19 protein-coding genes are annotated in these 22,641 nt (G+C 73.4%); 2 read left to right on the forward strand and 17 right to left on the reverse strand.

The genetic code is table 11. From position 1 onward, the window contains the following. Nucleotides 1-12: 12 nt before the first annotated feature. The 16 genes from RM446_RS00385 to dacB form a co-directional block, all read right to left on the reverse strand. Nucleotides 13-2,625 (reverse strand): L-aspartate oxidase, encoded by a 2,613-nt coding sequence (locus tag RM446_RS00385; protein WP_311542983.1) that lies wholly within the window; start codon nt 2,623-2,625, stop codon nt 13-15. A 61-nt stretch (nt 2,626-2,686) separates the two neighbouring features. Next, the gene (gene panC, locus RM446_RS00390; protein WP_311542986.1) at nt 2,687-3,610 is read right to left on the reverse strand and encodes a pantoate--beta-alanine ligase; all 924 of its coding nucleotides are present in this window, start codon (nt 3,608-3,610) and stop codon (nt 2,687-2,689) included. Between the two features lie 32 nt (nt 3,611-3,642). Beyond that, entirely contained in the window at nt 3,643-4,533 is an 891-nt protein-coding gene (locus RM446_RS00395) for a Rossmann-like and DUF2520 domain-containing protein (RefSeq protein WP_311542988.1), read from the reverse strand. A gap of 444 nt (nt 4,534-4,977) precedes the next feature. Then, a complete protein-coding gene (locus RM446_RS00400; RefSeq protein WP_398694231.1) occupies nt 4,978-6,381 on the reverse strand; it encodes a PH domain-containing protein in 1,404 nt (467 codons plus the stop codon). Nucleotides 6,382-8,175: 1,794 nt separating this feature from the next. Continuing rightward, nucleotides 8,176-8,583 (reverse strand): PH domain-containing protein, encoded by a 408-nt coding sequence (locus RM446_RS00405; protein WP_311543269.1) that lies wholly within the window; start codon nt 8,581-8,583, stop codon nt 8,176-8,178. Nucleotides 8,584-9,012: 429 nt separating this feature from the next. Beyond that, entirely contained in the window at nt 9,013-9,519 is a 507-nt protein-coding gene (locus tag RM446_RS00410) for a DUF3180 domain-containing protein (protein WP_311543270.1), read from the reverse strand. 109 nt (nt 9,520-9,628) lie between these two features. Next, nucleotides 9,629-10,144: a 2-amino-4-hydroxy-6-hydroxymethyldihydropteridine diphosphokinase gene (gene folK / locus RM446_RS00415; protein ID WP_311542989.1), complete on the reverse strand. Its 516-nt coding sequence runs from the start codon at nt 10,142-10,144 to the stop codon at nt 9,629-9,631. Nucleotides 10,145-10,231: 87 nt separating this feature from the next. Continuing rightward, nucleotides 10,232-10,636 (reverse strand): dihydroneopterin aldolase, encoded by a 405-nt coding sequence (gene folB, locus RM446_RS00420; RefSeq protein WP_311542990.1) that lies wholly within the window; start codon nt 10,634-10,636, stop codon nt 10,232-10,234. Beyond that, a complete protein-coding gene (locus tag RM446_RS00425; RefSeq protein ID WP_311542992.1) occupies nt 10,633-11,091 on the reverse strand; it encodes a nuclear transport factor 2 family protein in 459 nt (152 codons plus the stop codon). Before RM446_RS00425 ends, folB begins: the two co-directional genes overlap by 4 nt. Then, entirely contained in the window at nt 11,088-11,939 is an 852-nt protein-coding gene (folP, locus tag RM446_RS00430) for a dihydropteroate synthase (RefSeq protein WP_311542994.1), read from the reverse strand. Before folP ends, RM446_RS00425 begins: the two co-directional genes overlap by 4 nt. 338 nt (nt 11,940-12,277) lie before the next feature. Beyond that, complete coding sequence (gene folE, locus RM446_RS00435) at nt 12,278-12,874, reverse strand: GTP cyclohydrolase I FolE (protein ID WP_311543271.1); 597 nt, start codon at nt 12,872-12,874, stop codon at nt 12,278-12,280. Nucleotides 12,875-12,912: 38 nt separating this feature from the next. Then, on the reverse strand, nt 12,913-15,018 hold the full coding sequence (gene ftsH, locus RM446_RS00440) for an ATP-dependent zinc metalloprotease FtsH (protein ID WP_311542995.1): 2,106 nt from the start codon (nt 15,016-15,018) through the stop codon (nt 12,913-12,915). A gap of 436 nt (nt 15,019-15,454) precedes the next feature. After that, nucleotides 15,455-16,009: a hypoxanthine phosphoribosyltransferase gene (gene hpt / locus RM446_RS00445; RefSeq protein WP_311542996.1), complete on the reverse strand. Its 555-nt coding sequence runs from the start codon at nt 16,007-16,009 to the stop codon at nt 15,455-15,457. A 248-nt stretch (nt 16,010-16,257) separates the two neighbouring features. Further along, a complete protein-coding gene (gene tilS, locus RM446_RS00450) occupies nt 16,258-17,262 on the reverse strand; it encodes a tRNA lysidine(34) synthetase TilS (RefSeq protein WP_311542998.1) in 1,005 nt (334 codons plus the stop codon). 25 nt (nt 17,263-17,287) lie between these two features. Then, nucleotides 17,288-18,433: a zinc-dependent metalloprotease gene (locus RM446_RS00455; protein WP_311543272.1), complete on the reverse strand. Its 1,146-nt coding sequence runs from the start codon at nt 18,431-18,433 to the stop codon at nt 17,288-17,290. Nucleotides 18,434-18,581: 148 nt separating this feature from the next. Then, nucleotides 18,582-19,877, reverse strand: coding sequence for a D-alanyl-D-alanine carboxypeptidase/D-alanyl-D-alanine endopeptidase (dacB, locus tag RM446_RS00460; RefSeq protein WP_311542999.1), 1,296 nt, complete (start codon nt 19,875-19,877; stop codon nt 18,582-18,584). A gap of 140 nt (nt 19,878-20,017) precedes the next feature. On the opposite strand from dacB, the gene RM446_RS00465 reads away from it, so the two are divergent. After that, nucleotides 20,018-20,539, forward strand: coding sequence for an inorganic diphosphatase (locus RM446_RS00465; RefSeq protein ID WP_311543000.1), 522 nt, complete (start codon nt 20,018-20,020; stop codon nt 20,537-20,539). A gap of 112 nt (nt 20,540-20,651) precedes the next feature. On the opposite strand, the gene RM446_RS00470 is transcribed toward RM446_RS00465, so the two are convergent. Then, nucleotides 20,652-21,257, reverse strand: a complete 606-nt coding sequence (locus RM446_RS00470) for a hypothetical protein (protein WP_311543001.1) — start codon at nt 21,255-21,257, stop codon at nt 20,652-20,654. Between the two features lie 783 nt (nt 21,258-22,040). Here RM446_RS00470 and RM446_RS00475 point away from each other — a divergent pair. Next, on the forward strand, nt 22,041-22,598 hold the full coding sequence (locus RM446_RS00475) for a hypothetical protein (protein ID WP_311543002.1): 558 nt from the start codon (nt 22,041-22,043) through the stop codon (nt 22,596-22,598). Nucleotides 22,599-22,641 lie beyond the last annotated feature (43 nt).

Below are 22,641 nucleotides of genomic sequence, written 5' to 3' on the forward strand. Positions count from 1 at the left end.
ATTGTGCGGATCTCAGCGAATGTCCCGGAGATCGAGCGCGATGTCCAGCGCCGGGCTGGAATGGGTCAGCGCACCGACCGCCAGGAAGTCCACCCCGGTCGCCGCGACCGACGCCGCGCCGGACAGCCGCAAGCCGCCGCTGGCCTCCAGCCGCGCCCGCCCCGCCGCCAGCCCCACCGCCTCGCGCAGCTGCCCGACGGTGAAGTTGTCCAGCAGGATCTCCTGGGCTCCGGCAGACAGCGCCGGCTCGATCTGGTCGATCCGGTCCACCTCCACCTCCAGGGGCAGTCCCGGGAAGGCGTCGCGCACGGAGCGGACGGCCTCGGCGACGCCGCCCGCGGCAAGCACGTGGTTGTCCTTGATCAGCGCCGCGTCGGCCAGGCCGAACCGGTGGTTGGCGCCGCCGCCGCAACGCACCGCGTACTTCTCCAGCGCGCGCAGGCCCGCGTGCGTCTTCCGGCTGTCGCGCACGCGCGCGTCCGTGCCCGCGACGGCATCGACCCAGTCGGCCGTCGCGGTGGCGATTCCGGACAAGTGGGTGAGGAAGTTCAACGCGGTCCGCTCGGCGGTGAGCAGGTCGCGAGTGCGGGCGGTCACGCTCATCAGCACATCGCCGCCGCCGACCCGGTCGCCGTCGGCGGCACGGCGCTCGACCTCGAACACGCCCCCGGTCACCGCGGCGAAGACGAGCTCGGCGACCGGGAGGCCGGCCACCACGCCGTCGGCGCGCGCCACCACGTCTGCGGTGCGGATCTGGCCGGCGGGGATCGTCGCGGCGGTGGTGGTGTCGACGCCCGAGCCGCCCTCCCCTGGCAGGCTCAGGTCCTCGCTCAGAGCGGTGCGCACCCGGTCGAGGACGCCCGACGCTCCCCCGCCGCGGTGGCCGCCCGAGCGGGCGGCGCACTCCAGCTCCTCCCCCAGCGGCCCGGACAACGGGTCCGTCTCGGCGGGGACCAGCTCGTGGTGACCGCCAAGCGCCACCCGCACGTTCAGGCGGGCCGGAAGCGCTGCGGCCGGGCCGGACGCTCCGCCGGCTCCGGTGTCGGCGCGCACCCGCAGCAGAGCGGCGTGGACCAGCGTCGCCGCGACGGTGAGCAGGTTGGTGGCCTCCCAGGCGGTCTTCCCGGGCTCGGCGCCGCCGTTGGCGGGGTCCTCGGCGATCTCGGCCAGCTCCGCGAGCGCGGCGCGCAGCCCCGACTCGTCGCGCACCACGCCGGCGCACCGCGACATCACGGTGCGGATCCGGGCGACGTTGGCGGGGGCGACCAGCCCCGGGCGCCCTTCCGGCGCGGCCGCGGCGGGTGAGGTCGGCAGCGGCTCAGCCGAGTCGGCGGCCGTGCGTGCGGCCAGGTCCTCCGCGGCGCTGTGGGCGAAGACCACGCTCTCCAGCAGCGAGTTGGACCCCAGCCGGTTGGCGCCGTGCACGCCGGTGCGGGCGACCTCGCCGACGGCGTAGAGGCCGCTGATCCCCGAGCGTCCCCGCAGGTCCGTGCGGAGACCGCCGGAGGCGTGATGGGCGGCCGGGGCCACCGGGATCAGGTCGGTCACCGGGTCGATGCCGTGCTTGCGGCAGGCGGCGAGGATCGTGGGGAAGCGCTCCTCCCACATCCGCGCGCCGAAGTGGCGGCCGTCCAGCAGCACGTGGTCCGCGCCGGTGCGCGCCATCGCCTCGGCCTCACCCGCAGCCACCACGTCGCGTGGGGCCAGATCGCCCAGCTCGTGGCGCTCGCTCATGAACCGGCGCCCCTCGGTGTCGACCAGGAACGCCCCCTCGCCGCGGACCGCCTCCGAGATCAGCGGCAGCTGTCCGCGCGCCTGCGCGCCCAGCCACAGCACAGTGGGGTGGAACTGCACGAACTCCAGATCCTCGGCCACCGCCCCGGCGCGCAGGCCCAGGGCCAGGCCGTCGCCGGTGGAGACCTCGGGGTTGGTCGTGGACGCGAAGGCCTGGCCGATTCCGCCGGTGGCGAGTACGACGGCGCGCGCCCGGACCCGGCCGACGCCGCCGTGCTCTCCTTCCCCGATGACGTGGACCGTGACCCCGGCGGCGGAGGGGCCGCCGCCCGCACCGGCGGGCCGGGCCGTCAGCAGGTCGGGGGCGAAGGCGTGCTCGATCACCTCGATGCGCGGGTCGTCGGTCACGGCGTGGATGAGCGCCCGCTCGATCTCCGCGCCGGTGGCGTCGCCTCCCGCGTGGGCGATGCGGCGGGCGCGGTGGCCGCCCTCGCGCGTCAGGTCCAGGTTGCCGTCGGCGGCGCGGTCGAAGGCCGTACCGCGCTCCACCAGCCAGCGCAGCGCGTCGGGACCGGCGGCGACCAGGGCGCGAACGGCCGACGGGTCGCACAGCTCGCGCCCGGCGACCACCGTGTCGACCATGTGCGACAGCGGGGCGTCGGCCGGGTCGGTGACCGCGGCGATGCCGCCCTGGGCCCACCGGGTCGAACCGGTCGCGAGCAGATCCTTGGTGACCAGCACGACCCGGCCGTTCGGCGCCAACTCGGTGTAGCGCAGGGCCGTGCTGAGCCCGGCGATGCCGGAACCGACGACCACGACGTCGGCCGAGGCCGTCCAGCCGGGGTCGGGGGCGGTCAGCTTGCGCGGAAGCTCGGGGGGTGTGTCCGACACCGCGGATCCTCCTTCGTCCCGGGTGCCGCCCGCCGCCCCGGGAGCGGTGCACCGGAGCGGTTCACAGAGTGAGCGGCACGTTGTCGATCAGCCTGGTCCCCCCGACACGGGCCGCGACGAGGAGCACGGCGTCCCCGCGGAAGTCGCTGGGGACCTCCGCGAAGGTGTTCGCGTCGACCAGGGTCAGGTAGTCCACGGTGACCGGCGGGTCGCCCGCGACCGCTTCGTCGAGGACTGCCCGGGCCGCACTGAGAATACCCACCGGCCCGGTGAGCGAGGCGTCCGCCCCCGACAGCAGCGCCTTGGACAGAGCCAGCGCGCTGCGGCGCTCCTCGGATCCGAGGTAGGCGTTGCGGCTCGACGAGGCGAGGTTGTCGGGGTCCCGCATGGTCGGCGCCGCCGCGATGGTGACCGGCAGGTTCAGGTCGCGCACCATCCGGCGCACCAGCGCGAGCTGCTGGGCGTCCTTCTGGCCGAAGACGGCGGCGTCCGGCCGGACCAGGTTGAACAGCTTGCAGACGACCGTGAGCACGCCGCTGAAGAAGCCGGGGCGGAACTCCCCCTCCAGCACCCGGCCCATCTCGCCCGGGTCGACGCGCACGATCTGCTCGCCGGGGTACATGTCCTCGGCCGACGGCGCGAACACCAGGTCCGCGCCCTCTTCGGTGCACACCCGAATGTCTGCGCCGAGGTCGCGCGGGTAGTGCTCGTAGTCCTCGCCGGGGCCGAACTGCAGCGGGTTGACGAAGACGCTGACGATGATCGCGTCCGCCTGCTCGCGGGCGGCGGCCATCAGCGCGCGGTGCCCGCCGTGCAGCGAGCCCATGGTGGGCACCAGCGCCACGCGGCCGCCCAGGCGCGCGCGCATGCGGGCCAGCTCCTCGGGGGTGCGCGCGAGAGCCGGTGCGGGCGTGCGGGCGCCGGAAGGGAGGCCGTCGGCGGGGTCGGGCGCGGCGCCGCCGGGTGTATCGGTGGGGTCCGTCATGGGGATGTCTCTCTGGTTGCGGGGGAAGTCGCTCACGCTTGGAGGACGTCCAGCAGGCGTTCGGCGTCGTGGGGCTTGAGCAGTCCGGCGGCCAGAGCGCGATCGGCCGTCAGGCGGGCGAGGGCCACGTAGGCGGGCACGCTTTCGGGCGAATGGCGCCGCAGCTCGTCGATGTGGGCCGACACGGTCTCGGTGTCGCCGCGCAGGACCGGGCCGCTGAGGCCGTCCATGCCCAACCGCAGACCGTTGTCCAAGGCGGCGCCCAGCAGCGGCCCCAGCAGGCGCGAAGGGTGCTCGACGCCCGCGGCGCTCAGCAGCGAGGCGCTTTCGGCGACCAGGGTGACCAGGTGGTTCGCGCCCCCGGTGAGGGCCGCGTGGTAAAGGGTGCGGTGCTCCTCCGCGATCCACACGGGCTCGGCCCCCATCTCCACGACCAGCGCCTCGGCGATGGGCCGCAGGGCGTCGGGAGCCGTGACGCCGAAGGAGCAGCTGGCCAGGCGGTCGAGGTCCTCGTCGCGGCCGGTGAACGTCATCACCGGGTGCAGGGCGAGGGGCAGCGCTCCGGCGGCAGTGGCCGGCGCGAGCGCGTGGTATCCGTGTGCTCCGCTGGCGTGGACCAGGAAGGTGCCGGTGAAGTCGGCGCCGGTCTCGACGAGCCCGCGCACGAGCGGTTCCAGCGCGTCGTCGGGCACGGTGAGCAGGACCAGGTCGGACTCGGCGACGACCTCGGCGGGCTCGGCGATGCGCGCGGAAGGCAGGCGCCTGGCCGCGCGCCCGCGCGAGTGCTCGGAGACCGCGGAGGCCGCGACCACACGGTGTCCCGCGCGCTCCAGCGCCGCTCCCAGAACCGATCCGACCCGACCCGCGCCGACGACACCGACACTCAGCCGGGCCGGCCGCTGCGTGTTCTCCGCCTGCTGCATCGCACCTCGTTCCAGTCCACCGGGGTACCGGACATCCGCGCGGCCAGCCTACGTTCAGCCGAGGGCAAGGGCGTCCACTGCCGCCCCGCCGGAGTGGGGCGGCAGATCTTGCGGAGATGGGGGCGAAGGCGGAGGCGGGCTCGGGTGGGAGAGAGCCGGGGCCGAACCGGCTCCAGCGTAGGCGGGGTGGGCGGAAGGCGGTGGGGCCGAGGAAACCAGTGGCGGAGCGGCGTCCGGAGTCCGGCCGAGTGCCCGATCGCCCCGCGCGGGGCCAGGGGCACGGGGCCCGCGCGCGGGGTGGGGGTCAGGCACTCAGCGTGGCGCGTATTGCCCGGACTTCCCCACGAACCGCCGGGTCAGACGGGCTGCGCAACAACCCCCGACATCCGTGTGATACACGCCACACGAGTCTCGCCCTCCGCGCGGCCGTGCCGGGCCGCCGGATCAGCGCGCCGGGGGCGAGGGCTCGCTGCGGGTCGCCCAGCGTTCGGGGCCCGCGTTCGAGCGGCGGGCCGCGTGCCCGAACGCGGCCATGCCGTCGACGATCCGGCGCGCCTCCTCAAGCCCGCGGCCGCTCGCGTGCGCCCGGATCGGTCCCGGCGGCGTGTCGGCCTCGACCGTTGCGACCCCCCTCCGGCGGTCGATCGGGCCGGCGGTCATCCGGATGCTCTGCGTCCGGGTGTGCGGAACGATCTCGGTGACACGGCACACCAGCCCGCGGCGTGCGACGAACAGCTGCTCGTCGAAGCCCAGCTCGCCGTCGCGGGCGCGCCCGCCCTCGGCCGGGTGCAGGACCGTGCGGGAGGCGTCCGCGCCGGAGAACAGCTCACCGACCAGCAGGTAGGCGATCCGCCTCGGGACGACGGGGAGCAGGGTCGAGGAGTCCATCTGCCGCTCACCGACGTAGCCGGCCACATTGGCCTCCACCCGCACGACGCCCATGGCGCGCCACAGCAGCGGCTCGACGATGCGCACCGCCTGCACACGCCCCGGCGGCACGGTCTGCATGCGCGCCTGGAAGATCCCGTAGCGGAGCCGCAGCCCGTCGGGTGACAGGGAGGAGTAGAAGTCGGTGTAGCGCATCAGCGGGCCGAGGAAGCCGCGCATCAGCCCCAGCAGTAGCGGCAGGGCACCGCCGAGAACCCCTGCTTCGAAAAGGCCCGTGCTGCTGACGACCGCACCCCCGGCGGCGATGAGGAGCACGAACAGGACCACGCTGCCCAGCACCGGCAGCCTGAAGGCGAGGGCTCCCAGCAGGAGCCCGAACGGCAGCCGGAAGAACGGCCATTCCGGCGCCTTGGGCGTGCTGCCCGCGAGCCCCGCGGCGTGTGCGAGCAGCGCGGCCCGAAGCCGTTCCGCCCGGCCCCACGTCAGATACCGCAGCCTGATCTCGCTGGAGTCGCCGCCGGCGAGCTCCACACGCAGTTCGGCCAGGCCCAAGACCTGCATCAGCAGCGGACGCACGACGTCCACGGCCTGCAGGCGGCTCAGCGGGATCTCACGCGACGAGCGCCGGATCAGGCCCGAGTGGACGACCAAGTGGTCGTCGCGGAGCCCGAAGGAGGAGTTCCACCAGGCCAGCAGTGCGAACGCGACAGCACCGCAGGCGACCGCCAGCGTCATCAGCAGAACCCAGACCACGCCGAACTGGACCAGCAGAGATCCCGGCAGGGCCAGGAAGACGAGGGTGACCAGAAGGACCTGGAGCGGCACCGAGGCCCAGTGCGTGCGGTGGGCACCGTGGGCGATGTCGGGCTCGCTCGGCCGGACCTGGGCCGAACCGGGCTGCGGCGGTGCCTGTCCGGGGGGTGCGGGAGGGCCTGCGAACGTCGGCGGCAGGAATCGCACCGGGCCATCGGCTGGACGACCCGCGTCCGGGGGGCCGCCGGCGCCAGGAGCCGGCCACGGACCGCCCGGCGCGATACCGGCACGGCCGGGCGCAGCGGCCGGCCCCCCATGACCGGTCGGAGCCCCACCCGGCACACCGCCAGGCGGTGCGTGCCCGGACGCCGCGGTCGGCGGGAAGCCGGACCGCGGGTGCCGCTGCTGCGCGCCGCCGGCGCCGTACTGCGTCGCCGGTCCGGGGGCGGGCGGGTGCGGCGCGGGCTGCCCGGTCCCGGGGCCGTAGTACGTCACCCCCGCCGACCTGTGAGCCGGCACGTCGGAGGGCGCCGACTCTCCAGGGTGTCCCGGGTTTCCCGCGGGCGGACGCGCCCACTCCTGCGGGGGCGCGCCCTCCGACGGCTGCGCCGGGGCTGCGGCGCCGCCCGGCGGCGACGGGGGCGCAGGCACGATTCTGGGCAGCCCTCGTTGGCTCTTCGCCTGTCCGGGCGGGTGTTCGCCGTTTGGCCCGGGTCCGGCGACAGGGACGCCGGACGAGTCCGTGCCGACGACGTGGGGGCCGGGCCAACCGCCCGCGGCAGGATGGGCGCCCTGACCCTCGGAGCGGTCGAGGGCGGGGCCGCCCTCGCTCTGGGGCAGGGCGCCGTCGCCATCGGTGCGATGGGTCTGTTCACTGCTGCCGGTGCCGACGCGTTCGCCTTCGCCCCCGTCGTCGCCGCCGGGCGCCTCCGCCTGCCGGGCGGCGCCTGCTTGTGTCCGGGGCTCGCCGCTCCCGCCGCCCAACGGGCCGTCGCCGGTGCAGCGCTCCGTGCCGCCGCCGTTCGATCCGCGGGTATCGGTCGGCACGTCCGGCTCGCCTGCCGACCAGTCCGCCGCACGGGTGTCGCCGGTCCCGTAGGGCGCGTAGTACGGACGGTCGGCGACCGGCGGAGGCGCCACCTGCTCGTGGCGGTGGGTGTCGGTCGGCGCCGTCACCGGGCGCAGGTCGGAGAGGCCGCGTTCGGCGGGGCGCTCGAACGCCCAGTCCTCGGCGTCCCCGTCCGGGTTCGGACCCGGCTCCGGCACGCCGATCCCCGAGGGCACCCCCGGTTCGAGCGCACTTCCAGGTGGCACCCCGCCGAAACCGTCGGGCTCGTCCCGGCCCGCCGGGTCGGCCGGCCCCGCTTCGGCGCGGTCACCGCCGCCGGCAGGCTCCGCCGGCCGCGGGCGGACGGAGCCGTGCCGGTCGGTGCTGTGATCGGATCCCAGTTCGGTGTTTCGGGGTTCGTCCGCCTTTGATTGCGCCTCGGCGCCGGAGGAAGCCGCACCTTCGCCGCCTGCTCCCGCGCCATCCGAAGGCTCGGGCTTCGGCGCGCCGCCACCGCTCCTCGGTTCGGCGCGGTCGCGTCCCGGGCCGGCCTGCGCAGGTTCGGCGACGAACCAGCCTTCGGCCGGGACCGCCGACCCGCCACCACGGCCGCCCGCACCCGATCGGTCACCGCCACTGGACTCGGCGGCGGATCCGCCCTCGCCATCGGCCTCGGCCTCCGCACCGGCCGCGCCGCCGTCCCGCGAACCTAGCTCGTCTTCTCCGGCTTCCGAAGGCGCCCCGGCTTCGCCAGCTCCCTCGGCGGTGTCCGGATCGTCTCCCGGTTCGGCGGGCTCGGGGCCGAACCACTCGGCGGCGGGGCGCACCGGATCAGCGGAATCGGGCGGTTGGGGGCGAGCCACCCGGCCATCGGGGTCGGGGCGGCCGCGCCCGCCGGCGGACCTGCCGCCGGCGGGCGGACCGGACGCGGAGTGGTCGGCGTCGCTCACGGATCACAGCCCCGTCGAGAAGGTCTCGCTGCGCGCGGCCAGGCGGTCGCGCAGCTGCACGGCGTCGTCCAGGCGCAGGCCCGGGATGCGGGAGTCGGCGGTCGTCGCCGCCGTGCGCACCTGAACCGTGGCCATGCCCAGCGTCTGTTCCAGCAGGTCGGAGGTGACGTCGACGACCTGCATGCGCCCGTACGGAATCACCACCAGCTGGCGTGTGAGCAGCCCGTAGGTCAGGTACAGGTCGGTCTCTCCCTCGGCGTAGCCCCAGGTGGCGCGGACAGCGCGGGCGGCCCACCACCCCACGGCGCCGCCGGCGGCCGCGAGGACGGCCCAGACGAGCACCCACACCCACCCGACGACCCACAGCGCCGCCCCGCCCAGCAGCAGGACCGGGACGAGCACCGCGAGCATCACCGACCTGCGGTACCAGGTCAGGGACGTCGATACACGGGTCCAGGAACCGCCCTCCGGCGCGGCGAAGGCGGCCTCGACGCGCGAGGCGCGCGCCTCGCGGCCGTTCGGCCGGGCGGTCGCGGACACGTCCTGTTCGGTCGGCGGCCCGCTGTCGTCCCGCGGGCTGGAGGCGGTTTGCTCGGAGACTGGCTCAGACGCGGCAAAGTCCACGATTCCAGTCAATCATCCCGATGCCACTCCGCGGCGGCGCCGCGCACAGGGCAGGACGAACCGCCCGACAACACCGCCACGCGTCGGTTTCCGGCGTGCCGCGCTCCGACCGCTCTCGCCGGCCCTACGGCGCCCGAAGCCCGTCGATCTGCAGCCATCGCAAATGGAAACCGCTTCCTTCCCGATGGCTACAAGACCGGCGATGCTGTGCCGGGTCTAGGAGGACTCCTGCCCCGCCGGGTCGTCCGGGACGCGGCAGGCGTACTCCAGGAACAGCGCCGCCGCGAGGAGGACCGCGGCCGACAGGAGGGTGCCGCCGGCCGTCAGGGCGTCGGTGCGGACGTCGACCGCGGCGAGGCGGTCGACCAGGGAGACCAGCATCCCGGCGAATGCGCCCACGGCGATCGACGCGAACACCGCGCTCGCCTTCGCCAGAGCCACCAGCCGGGCGGTGCTCAGCGGATCGATCGGCTCGGTTCCCGGCACCCGGCGGATCCGCCGCCGGGTATGCACCGCGGTGATGGTCTCCGCGGCGGCGAGCAGCAGCAGCGTGGGGATGGCGCTCCACGGCAGCAACGGGATCGCGCCGTAGACCTCTTCGATCACCAGGAAGGCCGCCACAGCCGAGGCGACCGCGACCGCCAGCGGCGCCCGCCAGCCCGTCGGCCGGATGCGGCCCTGGCCGTCGCCGCCCCCGTCGCCGGAACCACCGCCGCCGGGCAAGTCCTCGGACCCGTCCTCATTGTCGTCGTACACAGTCCTCACAACCTCAAAGACCCCGTTGGCCCTGATCGCCGATGACGCCGGCCTCCGCGCACCCGCTCGGCGGCGCTCACACCTGCAGTTCCAGGTCGTCGCGCCGGTCCAGCTCCTGGCTGTCGACGACTGTGAGCAGGTCGAGCACCGCTCCGCGGCCGGCGATCTCGGCTCCGGGGTCGACGTCGGCCCAGGGCCGCAGCACGAACGCCCGCTCGTGGGCGCGCGGGTGGGGAAGCGTGAGGCGCGGATCCTCGCTGCGCTCGCCGCCCACCGAGATGATGTCGACGTCCAGGGTCCGCGGGCCCCACCGCACGTCGCGCACGCGGCCCAGCGCCTCCTCGACCGACTGTGCGCGCTCCAGCAGCACGTCGGCGGGCATTCGGGTATCGGCGGTGACGACGGCGTTGAGGAACGGCCCCTGCTCCGGGCCGCCCACCGGGGCGGTCTCGTACACCGGCGACAGCGCAACCGGCTCCAGGCCCGGCGCGTCGAACAGTGCGTCCACAGCACTCTGAAGGGCGGCCATCCGGTCGCCCACGTTGCTGCCCAGGGACAGCACCACCCGGCGCGGCGGCACCAGGCCGCTCATCGTCCACCCCCTCGGCCCGCTGCGAACCGCGCACGGCGCCCCGTCACCGGCGCCACAGCTGCCGACGGATCCGCCCGGCTCATCCGCTCACCCTCGTCCTCGCGCGTCGGTGCCCGATCCCGTCTCACGCCTGCGCACGATCGTGACCGACACGTCGTCGAAGGCGTGCGGCACGGGCGCCTGCGGCTTGTGCACGGTCACCTCGGCGCGGCACACCCTCGGCTCGGCCAGGCACACCCGCGCCAGCCGCTCGGCCAGCGCCTCGATCAGGTCGAGCGGCTCGCCCCGCACGGCAGCCACCAAGGCCTCGGCCAGCTCACCGTAGTGCACGGTGTCGGCGAGGGCGTCGCTGCGTCCCGCCTCGGCCAGGTCCACGCCCAGATCGACGTCCACCACGAAGTCCTGGCCCTCGCGGCGCTCGTGCTCCAGCACTCCGTGGAAGCCGCGGGCGCGCAGACCGCTCAACCGGATGCGGTCCAGCTCCTCGCTCACACGACGTCCCCGTCCTGCTCGCCGTCCTCGTCGCTCTCGTCCAGGAGGACCGGGGAGGCATGGTGCGACCACAGCCGCCAGCCCTCCGGGGTCCGCACGAACATGTTGGTGGTCACGACCTGTCCGCCCGCGACGAAGCCCGGGGTGTCGTCCTCGGCGGTGAGCACGTTCTCTTCGCAGGTGACCATGGCCACCTCGCCGCTGACGCCGATGTGGGTCTCGGTGAGCACGTACTGGATGTAGGGCACGTTCGCCATGATGAGCGCCCAAGCGCGCATGATCTCGGCGCGGCCGCGCAGCAGCGGCCAGCCCGGGTTGACGCAGACGAGGTCGGGCGCCTCGTCCTCCTCGGCCCACACGCGGCGCATCAGGTCGATGTCGCCGTTCTCGATGGCGCCGTAGAACTGCGCGTTGGCCTCGGCGACGCGCTCCATCACCTCCTGGCGGGACTTCACACGCCGCTCCGGCCGATGAGGTCGCCGCGCCCTTCGTCCAGGAGCGCACCGCCGGTGCGCCACGCCGCGGCGACTCGCACCGCGTCGGCGTTGGGCCGCACGTCGTGTACGCGCACGCACCACGCTCCCTGTCCGGCGGAGAGCGTGGTCAGCGCGATCGTCGCGTCGTCGCATTCGGTGAAGTCGCGCGCGTTGCCGTCTGCGTCGCTGAGCAGTCGGCCCAGGAAGCGCTTGCGGGAGCCTGCGATCAAGAGTGGACGCCCCAAGTCGTTGAATCGGTCGAGATGGGCGAGCAGCGCCCAGTTGTGGGCGCGGTCGGGCAGCTTGGAGAACCCCAGTCCGGGGTCGAGGACGATCTGGCCGGGGTCGACCCCGTCGTCGGCCATGGCCGACATGCGGTCGCGAAGCTCGTCGTGGACCTCTTGGACCACGTCGCCGTAGCGGGCGCGGTCCTGCATCCGGTGGCTGTGTCCGCGCCAGTGCATCAGCACGTAGGCGACGCCGGTCTTGGCGACCAGCCGGGACATGGCGGGATCGGCGAGACCGCCGCTCACGTCGTTGACCAGCCGCGCCCCTGCCTCCACTGCGTGGGCGGCGACCTCGGCGCGCATGGTGTCGACGCTGACGGCGATGCCCTGCCGCGCCAGTTCGCGCACGACCGGACCGATACGCCGCAGCTCCTCGTCGCGGGAGACGCGCTGGGCGCCCGGCCGGGTGGACTCGCCGCCGACGTCGACGATGTCGGCACCCTCCTCGGCGAGGCGGACGCCGTGCTCGACGGCCTTCGCCGTGTCGAACCAGCGCCCTCCGTCGGAGAAGGAGTCGGGGGTCACGTTCACCACGCCCATGACCAGGCATCTCCGCCGGACCGGAAGCCCGGGGAGGTCCCGGCCCGAAGGTAGCGGGGCAGAACCGGCTCCGGTGCACTCCCACTGCTCGGACCCGTTCGCTTCGATAGCCGTGATCTTCTCTTCCCCTCCCGTATGTGGGCCGCCGCGGCTGACGGGGATCGTGCGATCAGCCTACGAGACCCCCGGCTTCCGCTGCGACCCGCGGGCCTTAGAGATCACCGTTGATCTTGTAGCTATCGTCACTGGAAATCGATTGCCATCACGATAGCTACAAGATCAACGGGGGTTGGGGGCCGCGGGACCGGTGATCAGGTGCCGAGCGGCGCCCGCGGAGCTCAGTGGTGCCCGAGGATCAGGCTCATGGCCTCGGCGCGGGTGCGGTCGCGGTTGCGGAAGTCGCCACGCACCGCCGACGTCACGGTCTTGGCCCCGGGTTTGCGCACCCCGCGCATCGTCATGCACAGATGCTCGGCCTCGATCACGACGATCACGCCCCGCGGCTCCAGTTGGGCCATCATTCCGTCGGCGACCTGGGTGGTCAGCCGCTCCTGCACCTGCGGGCGGCGCGCGTAGACGTCCACGAGCCGGGCGATCTTGGACAACCCGGTGATCTGGCCCTTGCTGTTGGGGATGTAGCCCACGTGCGCGCTGCCGTAGAAGGGCACCAGGTGGTGCTCGCACGTCGAGTACAGCTCGATGTCGCGGACCAGCACCATCTCTTCGTGGCCCGCCTCGAACACCGTGGTCAGCACGTCCTCGGGCCGCTGCCCCAATCCGGCGAACTGCTCTTCGTAGGCGCGCGCCACCCGGGCGGGTGTCTCGCGCAGCCCCTCGCGGTCGGGATCCTCGCCGATGGCGACGAGGATCTCCCGGACCGCTTTCTCGATGCGTGCGTGGTCAACGGCGTGCCGCTCCGGCACGACCAGCGGAATGTCGGTCTCAGGCGGCTCAGGCTCAGTGCCTTCGGCACTCACACCTGGTCCCCGCTGCCGTCCTGGGGCTCGCCCGACTGCCGCCCGCTGCCGTTGACGCCGCCCTCAGCGGACTCGCCGCCGCGGTCGGACTCGCTCCACGGCTCACCGCCGGAGTAGTCGCCCCGGCCATTGCCCGAGGACATCTCGTCCGGCTCGTGCGGGCCCAGCACCGCCAGCTCCTTGGGCGTCTTCACCGGCGGGTGCGCGGAGGGCTGGCGCTTTCCGTAGCCGGTGTAGGAGCCGCGCGAGGGCCGCTTGACCACCGGAGCGAAGATCTCCAGGACCTCCTCCTTGGACAGGGTCTCCTTGTCCAGCAGGTGCAGCACCAGGTCGTCGAGGACGGCACGGTAGTCGACCAGGATCTCCCACGCCTCGTCGTGGGCCGACTCGATGAGGCGGCGCACCTCCTCGTCGATCACCGAGGCGATCTCCTCGGAGTACTCGCGCGAGTGCGACATCTCGCGGCCCAGGAACGGCTCGGAGTTGCCGCTGCCGAACTTGCGCGCACCCAACCGCTCGCTCATGCCGTACTCGGTGACCATGTTGCGGGCCAGGCTGGTGGCCTTGTCGATGTCGTTGGCCGCACCCGTGGTGGGCTCGTGGAAGACCATCTCCTCGGCGGCGCGCCCGCCCAGCATCATGGCGAGCTGGTCCATCATCTCCGAGCGCGATGTGAGGAACTTGTCCTCCATCGGCACGGACATGGTGTAGCCCAGCGCGCGACCGCGCGGCAGGATGGTGATCTTGTGCACCGGGTCGGCGTGCGGCAGCGCGTGGCCGACCAGGGCGTGTCCGCCCTCGTGGTAGGCGATGACCTTCTTCTCGGCGTCGGCCATGACGCGGGTCTTGCGCTCGGGGCCGGCCATAACCCGGTCGATGGCCTCCTCCAGGGTGGCCAGGTCGATCAGGTTGTGCCCGGCGCGGGCCGACAGCAGGGCGCCCTCGTTGACGACGTTCTGCAGGTCGGCGCCGGTCATGCCGGAGGTGCGGCGGGCGATGACGTCGAGGTCGACGTCGTCGGCCATCGGCTTGCCCTTGGCGTGGACCTCCAGGATGCCCTTGCGGCCCTCCATGTCGGGGCGGTCCACGACGATCTGGCGGTCGAAGCGGCCGGGGCGCAGCAGGGCCGGGTCGAGGATGTCGGGCCGGTTCGTGGCGGCGATCAGGATGACCCCGCCCTTGATGTCGAACCCGTCCATCTCGACGAGCATCTGGTTCAGCGTCTGCTCGCGCTCGTCGTGGCCGCCGCCCATGCCTGCGCCGCGGTGGCGCCCGACGGCGTCGATCTCGTCGACGAAGATGATGGCCGGCGCGTTGGCCTTGGCCTGCTCGAACAGGTCGCGCACCCGGGAGGCGCCGACACCGACGAACATCTCGACGAAGTCGGACCCGGAGATGGAGTAGAACGGGACGCCGGCCTCGCCCGCGACGGCGCGCGCGAGCAGCGTCTTGCCGGTGCCGGGAGGACCGAAGAGCAGCACGCCCTTGGGGATCTTCGCACCCATCGACTGGAACTTCGAGGGATTCTGCAGGAAGTCCTTGATCTCGTGCAGTTCCTCGATGGCCTCGTCGGCTCCCGCAACGTCGGCGAACGTGCTCTTGGGCGTGTCCTTGGTGATCAGCTTGGCCTTTGACTTGCCGAAGTTCATCACGCGGCCGCCGCCGCCCTGCATCTGATTCATGATGAACAGGAAGATGGCGATGATGATGATCAGCGGAAGGAAGCTGAACAGCAGCGACACGAACATGCTGTCCTGGGGGACCTCGATGTCGTAGGACTGGAGGTTCCCGCTGCCGTCGGCGTTGTCGCCGTCCTGTTCCAGGTTCTCGAGCCGCTGGGCGATCTCGTCGCCCTGGCCGGCGACCCAGTAGGCCTCGTAGACCTTGCCGCCGGTGGTCGTCACCTCGATCCGCTGTTCCTTGTCGACCAGCCGGGCGTTGTCGACCTTGTTCTGGGCGATCAGGTCGAAGACCTTGGAGGAGTCGACCTTCTCCGGCTCGGTGCCCGAGCCCAGACCGGTGAACTGGAAAACGGCGATAATCAGCAGGCCGATGGCCACGATCCAGAGCCACGGCCCGCGGTACAAGCGCTTGAGATTCATCTATCCGGAACCCCGCTGGGTCCGTCCCTCCTGACCAGCCGGCTTGCCCCGAAAACCGCAGGGGTCGGCGTGGCGGCGGTGCCGGGCGCGGGCGCATAAGCGCCGTGTGCCAAACCCGCACCGCCTGGCCGAGAAGCCCCATGTGGCCGCCGGAAGCGGAACCTATCGGACACGTTTTCCTTCATGCTCTGCGTTCGGCCCGCGTCTTCGCGCAGACTTCCGCAGCTCCCCACAACGCCGGGATAATCGACCGTACACCCCGTTCATCACCGGGTGCACTCACGCTCCCCCACGTTCGCGGACGGTGGAAACCGTCATGACTCCAACGCGCGGGAAGGGGCGTGTTGTTCCCGGCCCCGGTCGCAGCCGCCCCCGACACCGCTCCCGGCGCCCCCGCGGCCGCTCCCCGGGCGCGCGGACGGGCTTCCGACGGCGCTCAACTCCGGTAGACGTGCGGCGCCAGGGTGCCGATCAGGGGGAGGTTGCGGTACTTCTCCGCGTAGTCCAGGCCGTAGCCGACGATGAACTCGTTGGGCAGGTCGAAGCCCACGTAGCGCACGTCCAGCTCCACGTCGAAGGCGAGCGGCTTGCGCACCATCGTGCAGATCTCCACCGAGGCCGGTCCGCGCGACTTCAGGTTGCCCACGAGCCAGGAGAGGGTGAGCCCCGAGTCGATGACGTCCTCGACGATCAGGACGTTGCGGTCGTTGATGTCGATCTCCAGGTCCTTGAGGATCCGCACCACGCCCGAGGACGTCGTGCCCGCCCCGTAGGAGGACACCGCCATCCAGTCCATCTCGCAGGGATGGTGCAGCGCGCGGGCGAGGTCGGCCATGACCATGACCGCGCCCTTGAGGACGCCGACGAGCAGGAGGTCCTTCCCGGCGTAGTCAGCGTCGATCTCGGCGGCCATCTCGCCCAGCCTGGCGTTGATCCGGCTCTCGGTCACCAAGACCTTCTCCAGATCCTCGCCCATGTCTTTCGCGTCCACGCTTGGCTGACCTCGCTGCTCAGGTGGGGATTGGCAGAACGCCCCCAGAATAGACGGGCGCCGACGGGCGACGCGCTCCGGTGCCCCGCCGCGGGCACGGGGCAGGACCCGGGCACCCGGGGGCGGGCCGGGCCGGTGATCGGCGGGCACCCGTCCGCGGGGCGCGCGCCGCCGGCGGACGGTGCGGGGCGAGCGGTGTGAGAGTGGTCATTGCGGCGCGTTCCGGGTGTCGGCGCAGCTCAGGAGGGTCATTCGCCGTGGCCGCCGCCTGTGGCCGGGTCGAATGCGATCCGGCCCTCGCGGCGCACGCCGCGGATCCCGCCGGGAAGGTCGACGTGCGCCTGCCCGCGCCAGTCGGAGACCAGCCGGTCCAGCTCGGCCACGTGAACCGCGAACAGCGCCCCTGCGGGGGCGCCGGCAGCTATGGCGGCCCGCCGGAGCAGACGGGTGCGCACCGCGCGCGGCAGCTCCGAAAGGGCTGCGACGTCGAGTGCCGCGTCGGCGCCCGAACCCTCGCGCACCTGCTCCTCGGCGGCACCGGTCCAGGCGTCCAGCGCCTCGGCGTCGTCGCGCAGCAGGTCGGCGGTGCGGGCGAGCGCCTCGGCGATTCCGGGGCCCAGGGTCTGCTCCAGGACGGGCAGCGCGTCGGTGCGCACGCGCGAGCGCGCGTAGGCGGGGTCGCAGTTGTGCGGGTCGGACCACGCCTTCAGGCCCATGTCCGCGCAGGCGGTGTGCACCTGCGCGCGCGGCGCCGCCAGCAGCGGCCGCAGATAGCACCCGCTGCGCGCAGGCATCCCCGAGAGCGAACGTCCGCCCGAGCCGCGCGCCAGGCGCAGCAGCACGGTTTCGGCCTGGTCGTCGCGGGTGTGGCCGAGCAGCACCGCAGCGGCACCCAGCCGACGCGCGGCCTCGTCCAGGGCGGTGTAGCGGGCGCGGCGGGCGGCCCCTTCCGGCCCGCCCTCGCCCCCCACGCGCACCGCGACGCATTCGGCCGGGTCCAGTCCCAGCCCGCGCATCGCCGCGACGACGTCGGCGGCCCGCCCGGCGGAGCCGGCCTGGAGCCCGTGGTCGACGGTGACCCCGCCGGCGCGCAGCCCCATCCTCGGCGCGGCGAACGCGGTCGCACCCGCCAGGGCCAGCGAGTCGGCGCCGCCGCTGCAGGCCACCAGCACCAGCGAGCCCGGGGCAAGCCCCGACAGCGCGCCGCGGACGGCACTGCGGACCGCGGCGACGGCCGGCGGCGGGCCGGTCACGGCCGGCCTCCCGCCGCGGCGGGCCTCACCCCTGCGACGGGCCGTCCGCGGACCCGCCCCCGGGGGGCGGTCCGGCGGGGCTCTCCCCGAACTCCTGCTGCAGTGCGGCGGGCCGCACGACGCGGGCGATCCAGGAGTCGGGGTTGCGGATCTCCTTGATGGTCGGCAGGGTCTCCGGCGACTCCCAGACGCGGTTGAAGTCGGCCATGCCCACCTGCGAGACCACGGAGCGCACGAAGGCCGCACCCTCCTCGTACTGCTTCATCTTCAGGTCGATCCCCAGCAGCTGGCGGATGACCTTGTCGACGCGGTTGGCGCCCTCGCGGCGGCGCTGGAAGCGGCGGCGGATCTCGGCGACCGTGGGCACCACCTCGGGACCGACGGCGTCCATCACGTAGTCGCCGTGGCCCTCGGCCAGCGACATGACCGCGGTGATGCGGTCCATGATCTCGCTCTGCTCCTCGCTCTGGAACACCTCGATGAGGTTGCCGTCGCCGCCGCGGATCGCGTCGGCGACCGCCTCGCCGGCCGAGCGCAGGCGGTTCAGCAGGTCGCCGGCGTCGATGTTGGAGGCGAGCAGCATCTCCTGCATCTGCTGCTGCACGTAGTCGCGCAGCCAGGGCGAGGAGGTGAACTGCATGCGGTGGGTCTCTTCGTGGAGGCAGACCCACAGCCGGAAGTCGCGGGGGTCCACGTCGAGTTCGCGCTCGGTGTGGACGATGTTGGGGGCGACGAGGGTGAGTCGCCCGGTGGGCGCCCGGCCGTCGGGGTCGGGCGGCAGGAAGAGCTCGTACTGGCCCAGCACCCGGCCGGCCAGGTAGGAGAGCACGGCGCCGAGCTGGACGCCGGTGACGCGCGAGCCCACGGCGGTGGTGAGCTGAGCGGCGCCGCCCTCGTTCATGCGTTCGCCGCCGAGTCGGTCGAGTATGGGCTCCAGGACCACCCGGAACCCGTCGACGTTGGCCTTGATCCAACCGGGACGGTCCACCACGACCGCCGGTCCCGCCGGCTCAAGGGGTTCCATACCGGTGAACTCCCGTACGTGGCCCTGCGCGGTGACGGACAGCTCCCGCAGCTGCGCCACCGCCTGGCGGGCGTCGGCGAGGTCCACCTGCGGACCGGGCCGGACGAGTCGGACACCGGTGCTGACGGCTACGTCCCAGTCGATCAAACTCACGTCTTCACCGTACCCACGAAACCGCCGAACGGGCGTGCGGCGCGGGTATTTCCGGGTTTCCTCAGGGAAGTTCCCGAGAGGGCCTCCAGGGCCGCCGCCGCGGGCACCGGCGCGCGGGGTCCCGCGCGCCGTGCCGCAGCGGTTACCGGCAGCCGCACTCGGCGATGGCGGCGGCGAAGGTGTCGAGGGTGCTGCCCAGCGCGGCGGGGTCGTTGGCCATGAACGCGAACGCCAGCAGCCGGCCGTTGGAGTCGTAGGCGGTGCCCGCGAGGGTGCTCACCCCGCTGAGCGTGCCGGTCTTGGCACGGATGCGCCCAGCTCCGGACTGGGACCCGCTTGCCGAGGAGTAGCGGTCGGAGAGGGTGCCGGTGAAGTGCCCGGTGGGCAGGCCGCCGAGCGCCGGGTACAGCTTCGGCCGCTCCGCCGCCAGCAGCACCAACTCGACCAGCGCCTTGGGGGTGATCTCGTTGTTCACCGACAGCCCGCTGCCGTCCTCGGTGTGCACGTTCTGCACGCCGAGCTCCCGCATCACCTCGGCCACGCCCTCGGCGCCGCCCGCGAAGGAGGCCTCGTGGCCTCGGGCGAGGCCGACCTTGTGGAACAGCGCCTCGGCGATGTTGTTGTCGCTCTCCAGCAGCATCCACTCGACCAGCGAAGCGAGCGGCGGCGACAGGACGGAGGCGACGGGTTCAGCTCCCTCAGGCGCCTCGGCGGGGCCGGGCTCGCCGGAGACCTCGACGCCGGCGGCCTCCAGTTGCTCGGCGAAGGCGTCGGCCGTGACGCCGGGCGGGTCCCCGACGCGCTGGCTGTAGTGGTCGTAGCGGTCGACGCGGCCGCCGTCGAGCATCAGGGCGTGCACCGTGGAAGCGCTGCCCTCGTCGACGTAGCCCGGCTTCCAGCCCGGCGCCATGGCGGAGCCGCGGTAGAGGGAGTCGTCGTAGCTGAGCCGCACCGAGTCGGTGCCGGACTCCTGCAGCGCGGCGGCGGTCTCGGCCGCGAGGTCTTCGAGGCTGGCCGGGCGCGGATAGTGGTCGAACTCGTTGTCGGCGGTAAGGGTGGGGTCGCCGCCGCCGACGAGCACGAGCCCGCCGTTGTCGTCGCGCACCACGTCGGTCGACAGCCGTTCGGAGGGACCCGCGGCGTGCAGTGCGGCGACAGCGGTGACTAGCTTGGTGGTGGAGGCGGGGACGGCCCCGTGGTCGGCGTCGCGCCCGTAGAGGCGCTCACCGGTCTCGGCGTCGGCCACGTAGGCGTAGAGCCCATCGGCGATACCGGAGTCCGACATGGGATCATCGAGCTTGTCCCGGAGCCGCTCCGGATCCACCTGGGCGGCGTCCTGCTGCGCCGCGTCGGGCGCGTCCTCGGCGAGGGCGACAGGGTAGGGCATCGTCGCGGGTGGCCGGGAATCGATGATGTCGAGCGCGACAACACCCGCCACCAGCACGAATATGTTGAGGACGGCCAACGCTGACAGCGCTCGGGCCCGTACCTGCCGCACCCTGGACCTGCCTTCCGTTGGCATGCGACGACCTTTGACTGTTTGTAGCGACACTAGCCGTAGAGGAAGCCGAGAACAGCATGGAATTCGACGTCACGATCGAGATCCCCAAGGGCGAGCGTAATAAATATGAGATGGATCACGAAACAGGACGTATCCGTCTGGACAGGATGCTGTTCACGTCGACGAGCTACCCGGCCGACTACGGGTTCATCGAGGGCACGCTCGGCGAGGACGGCGACCCGCTCGACGCGCTCGTCCTACTGAAGCACCCCACGTTCCCCGGGTGCCTGATCCGGTGCCGTGCGGTGGGCATGTTCCGCATGCGCGATGAGGCCGGCGGCGACGACAAGGTGCTGTGCGTACCGGCGACCGACCCGCGGATGGAGCACCTGCGTGACATCCACCACGTCAACGAGTTCGAGCGCCTGGAGGTCGAGCACTTCTTCAGCGTCTACAAGGACCTGGAGCCCGGAAAGTCGGTGGAGGGCGCCACATGGGTGGGCCGCCACGACGCCGAGCAGGAGGTCATCGCCTCGGTCAAGCGCGCCGAAGAGGCCGGCGTGCACGGCGACACCTCCCACATCAAGGTGAGCGAATAAGCCTCCGAAGGGGGCGGGGGCGGAGGGCACCTGCGAGCGGGGACGGCCAAGCGTGCGGCGCCGGGCGCCGTGGCGGCGCACGCGGTCGGGTCCCCGGCCGGATCGCGACCACTCATGCCGAGTCGAGATACCGCCCGATCCGCTCGGCGACGTGTTCGGCCTGCTCCGCGGAGAGCACGTCGCCGCGGGCGAGGATGTGCCGGACGGCGGGGCGGGGGCGGGCCAGCAGCACCCGTCCCAGCTCCACGACCGACTCCGGCCGCCGCCCGACGACCAGGACGACCGCCACGGCCGGGACCGCGGGAGCGGGTCCCGGCGCGGCCGCGGAGTCCCGGGGCGCCTGCCCGCCCGCCGCGGCGGCGTCCAGGCCGGCGGCCTGCTCCTCCAGGCGCTGGGCGAGCCGCTCCGCCGGGGCACCGCCGACGCGCCATCCGCGCGGGCCGTGCCAGGAGGCCGACCTGCTGGTGGCCACCAGCAGGAACACGCCTCCGGGACCGACCGCCACAGAGCGCGCGGCGCCGTCGGGGACCAGCCGGTAACCGCGGGCGCGCAGGGTGCGCAACGCGGGGCCCAGCCCTCCGGAGCGCGGCACGCGCCGCCCGACCGTGCCCGAGAGGACGTAGGTGAGGGCGGTCAGGCCGGCCACCAGCAGACCGGCACGCCAGTCCAAGAAGCCGGCGGCCATCACTCCGGTAGCGGCGCTGACCAGCGCGCTCACCGCGATCCGGGCCCACCTTCCCGCGGGCGCGGCGGAGGACTGCCCGCTTCTACCGGGCCGCGCCGCTCCGTCGCCCCCCAACGATCACCTCCGGCGCGACCGCCCGGCGGGCGCGCTCGTTCTCGTCCCGCCTCGCCGCGCCGGGCGCCGGAGCCTGCGCGGGAACCGCGGACCCTGCACCGGGTTCCGGTCTTCAGCGGTCTCTTATGCCATCACCGAATCAGGCGGCGCCGCAACGCGTTTACCTAAAATTGGTCCGGACAGATCCCACAATTCCGGGCACTGCGGGGGACGGTGCTGCGCGCCTCCCCGTCGACCGGGACGGCTGCCGGGCGGGCCGGCGGGCGGAACCGGGTCCGGCGCCGTACGGCGCGTGACGCGGACGACACCCCCGGGTGGGCAGCGGGCGCTTGACACCCGGGGCCGGGCTTGGTCTTCTTGGCTGCATGCATCCGCGCACCCGCAATGATCGATCCTCCATGGCTCGCAGCGCCCGCTCCGGCGCTCGCCGTGCGGTCGGTGTGCGCCGCCTGTGTTGCTGTCCAACCCGCCGCGACCACCGCTGAGCCGGGTCGCGCCGCAGGCGCTCGCCTGACGTCGCCTCTCCGTTCGCCGTCCGGTCCGCATTTCCGTTCGCATTCCGCCGGTCCCCGGCGCAGACCGCCGCCGCGCGTCGGCGGCCGCCGCAGGGCTTCCGCCGTCCGGGACGACCGGCTCCCTCGAGTTCCGCCAGCCCGGCGCCACCGCGCCGAAGGCTCGACGCCGCGAAGGACAGCACCACCCATGACCTACGAGACCGCCGCCCCAGCGGCCACCGCCGTGCACCCCGCGAACCGGATAGGACACGAAGGGTCGCCGCCGGTCCCGCGCCCGGCGGCCCCGACCGTATCGCCGGAGGGCATCGGCGACATCGTGCTCGCCGGGCAGCCCGCCCCCTACCCGCACCTGCAGACTCGCAGTGCCCCGACCATCGGCCGACTCGCCGCCGCGGCACGCGCCGCCGCCTCGGTGCCGGTCCTGCCCGCACTGCGCCCGCGCCGCAGGGGACGCTGGGGGCCCGCGCCGCGCTCAGTCCGGCGCACCGCCGCACGGCGGATGCGCGTGAGCATCCTGGTACTGGAGCCCAACGGGTTCGCAGCGGTGCCCGCCGAGCCCCGCCGGACCTCGGTCCTGCACCTGGCGAGCGGCCGCGTGCACATGGTCACGGTCGCCCCCGACCGCGAGATGCAGGCCGTGCAGGAGCTCACCGGCGACCGCGCCCGAGCCCTGGGCTCGGGCGACGACCACCAGTTGATCAACACCGGCGGCGAGCGCGCGGTGGTCGTGCGCGTCACCGGCTGAGCCCGGCGTGCCGTGCGCCCGGTGCACACGGCACGGACGATAC

It is taken from the genome of Streptomonospora wellingtoniae, from assembly GCF_031845375.1.
GTDB lineage: Bacteria > Actinomycetota > Actinomycetes > Streptosporangiales > Streptosporangiaceae > Streptomonospora > Streptomonospora wellingtoniae.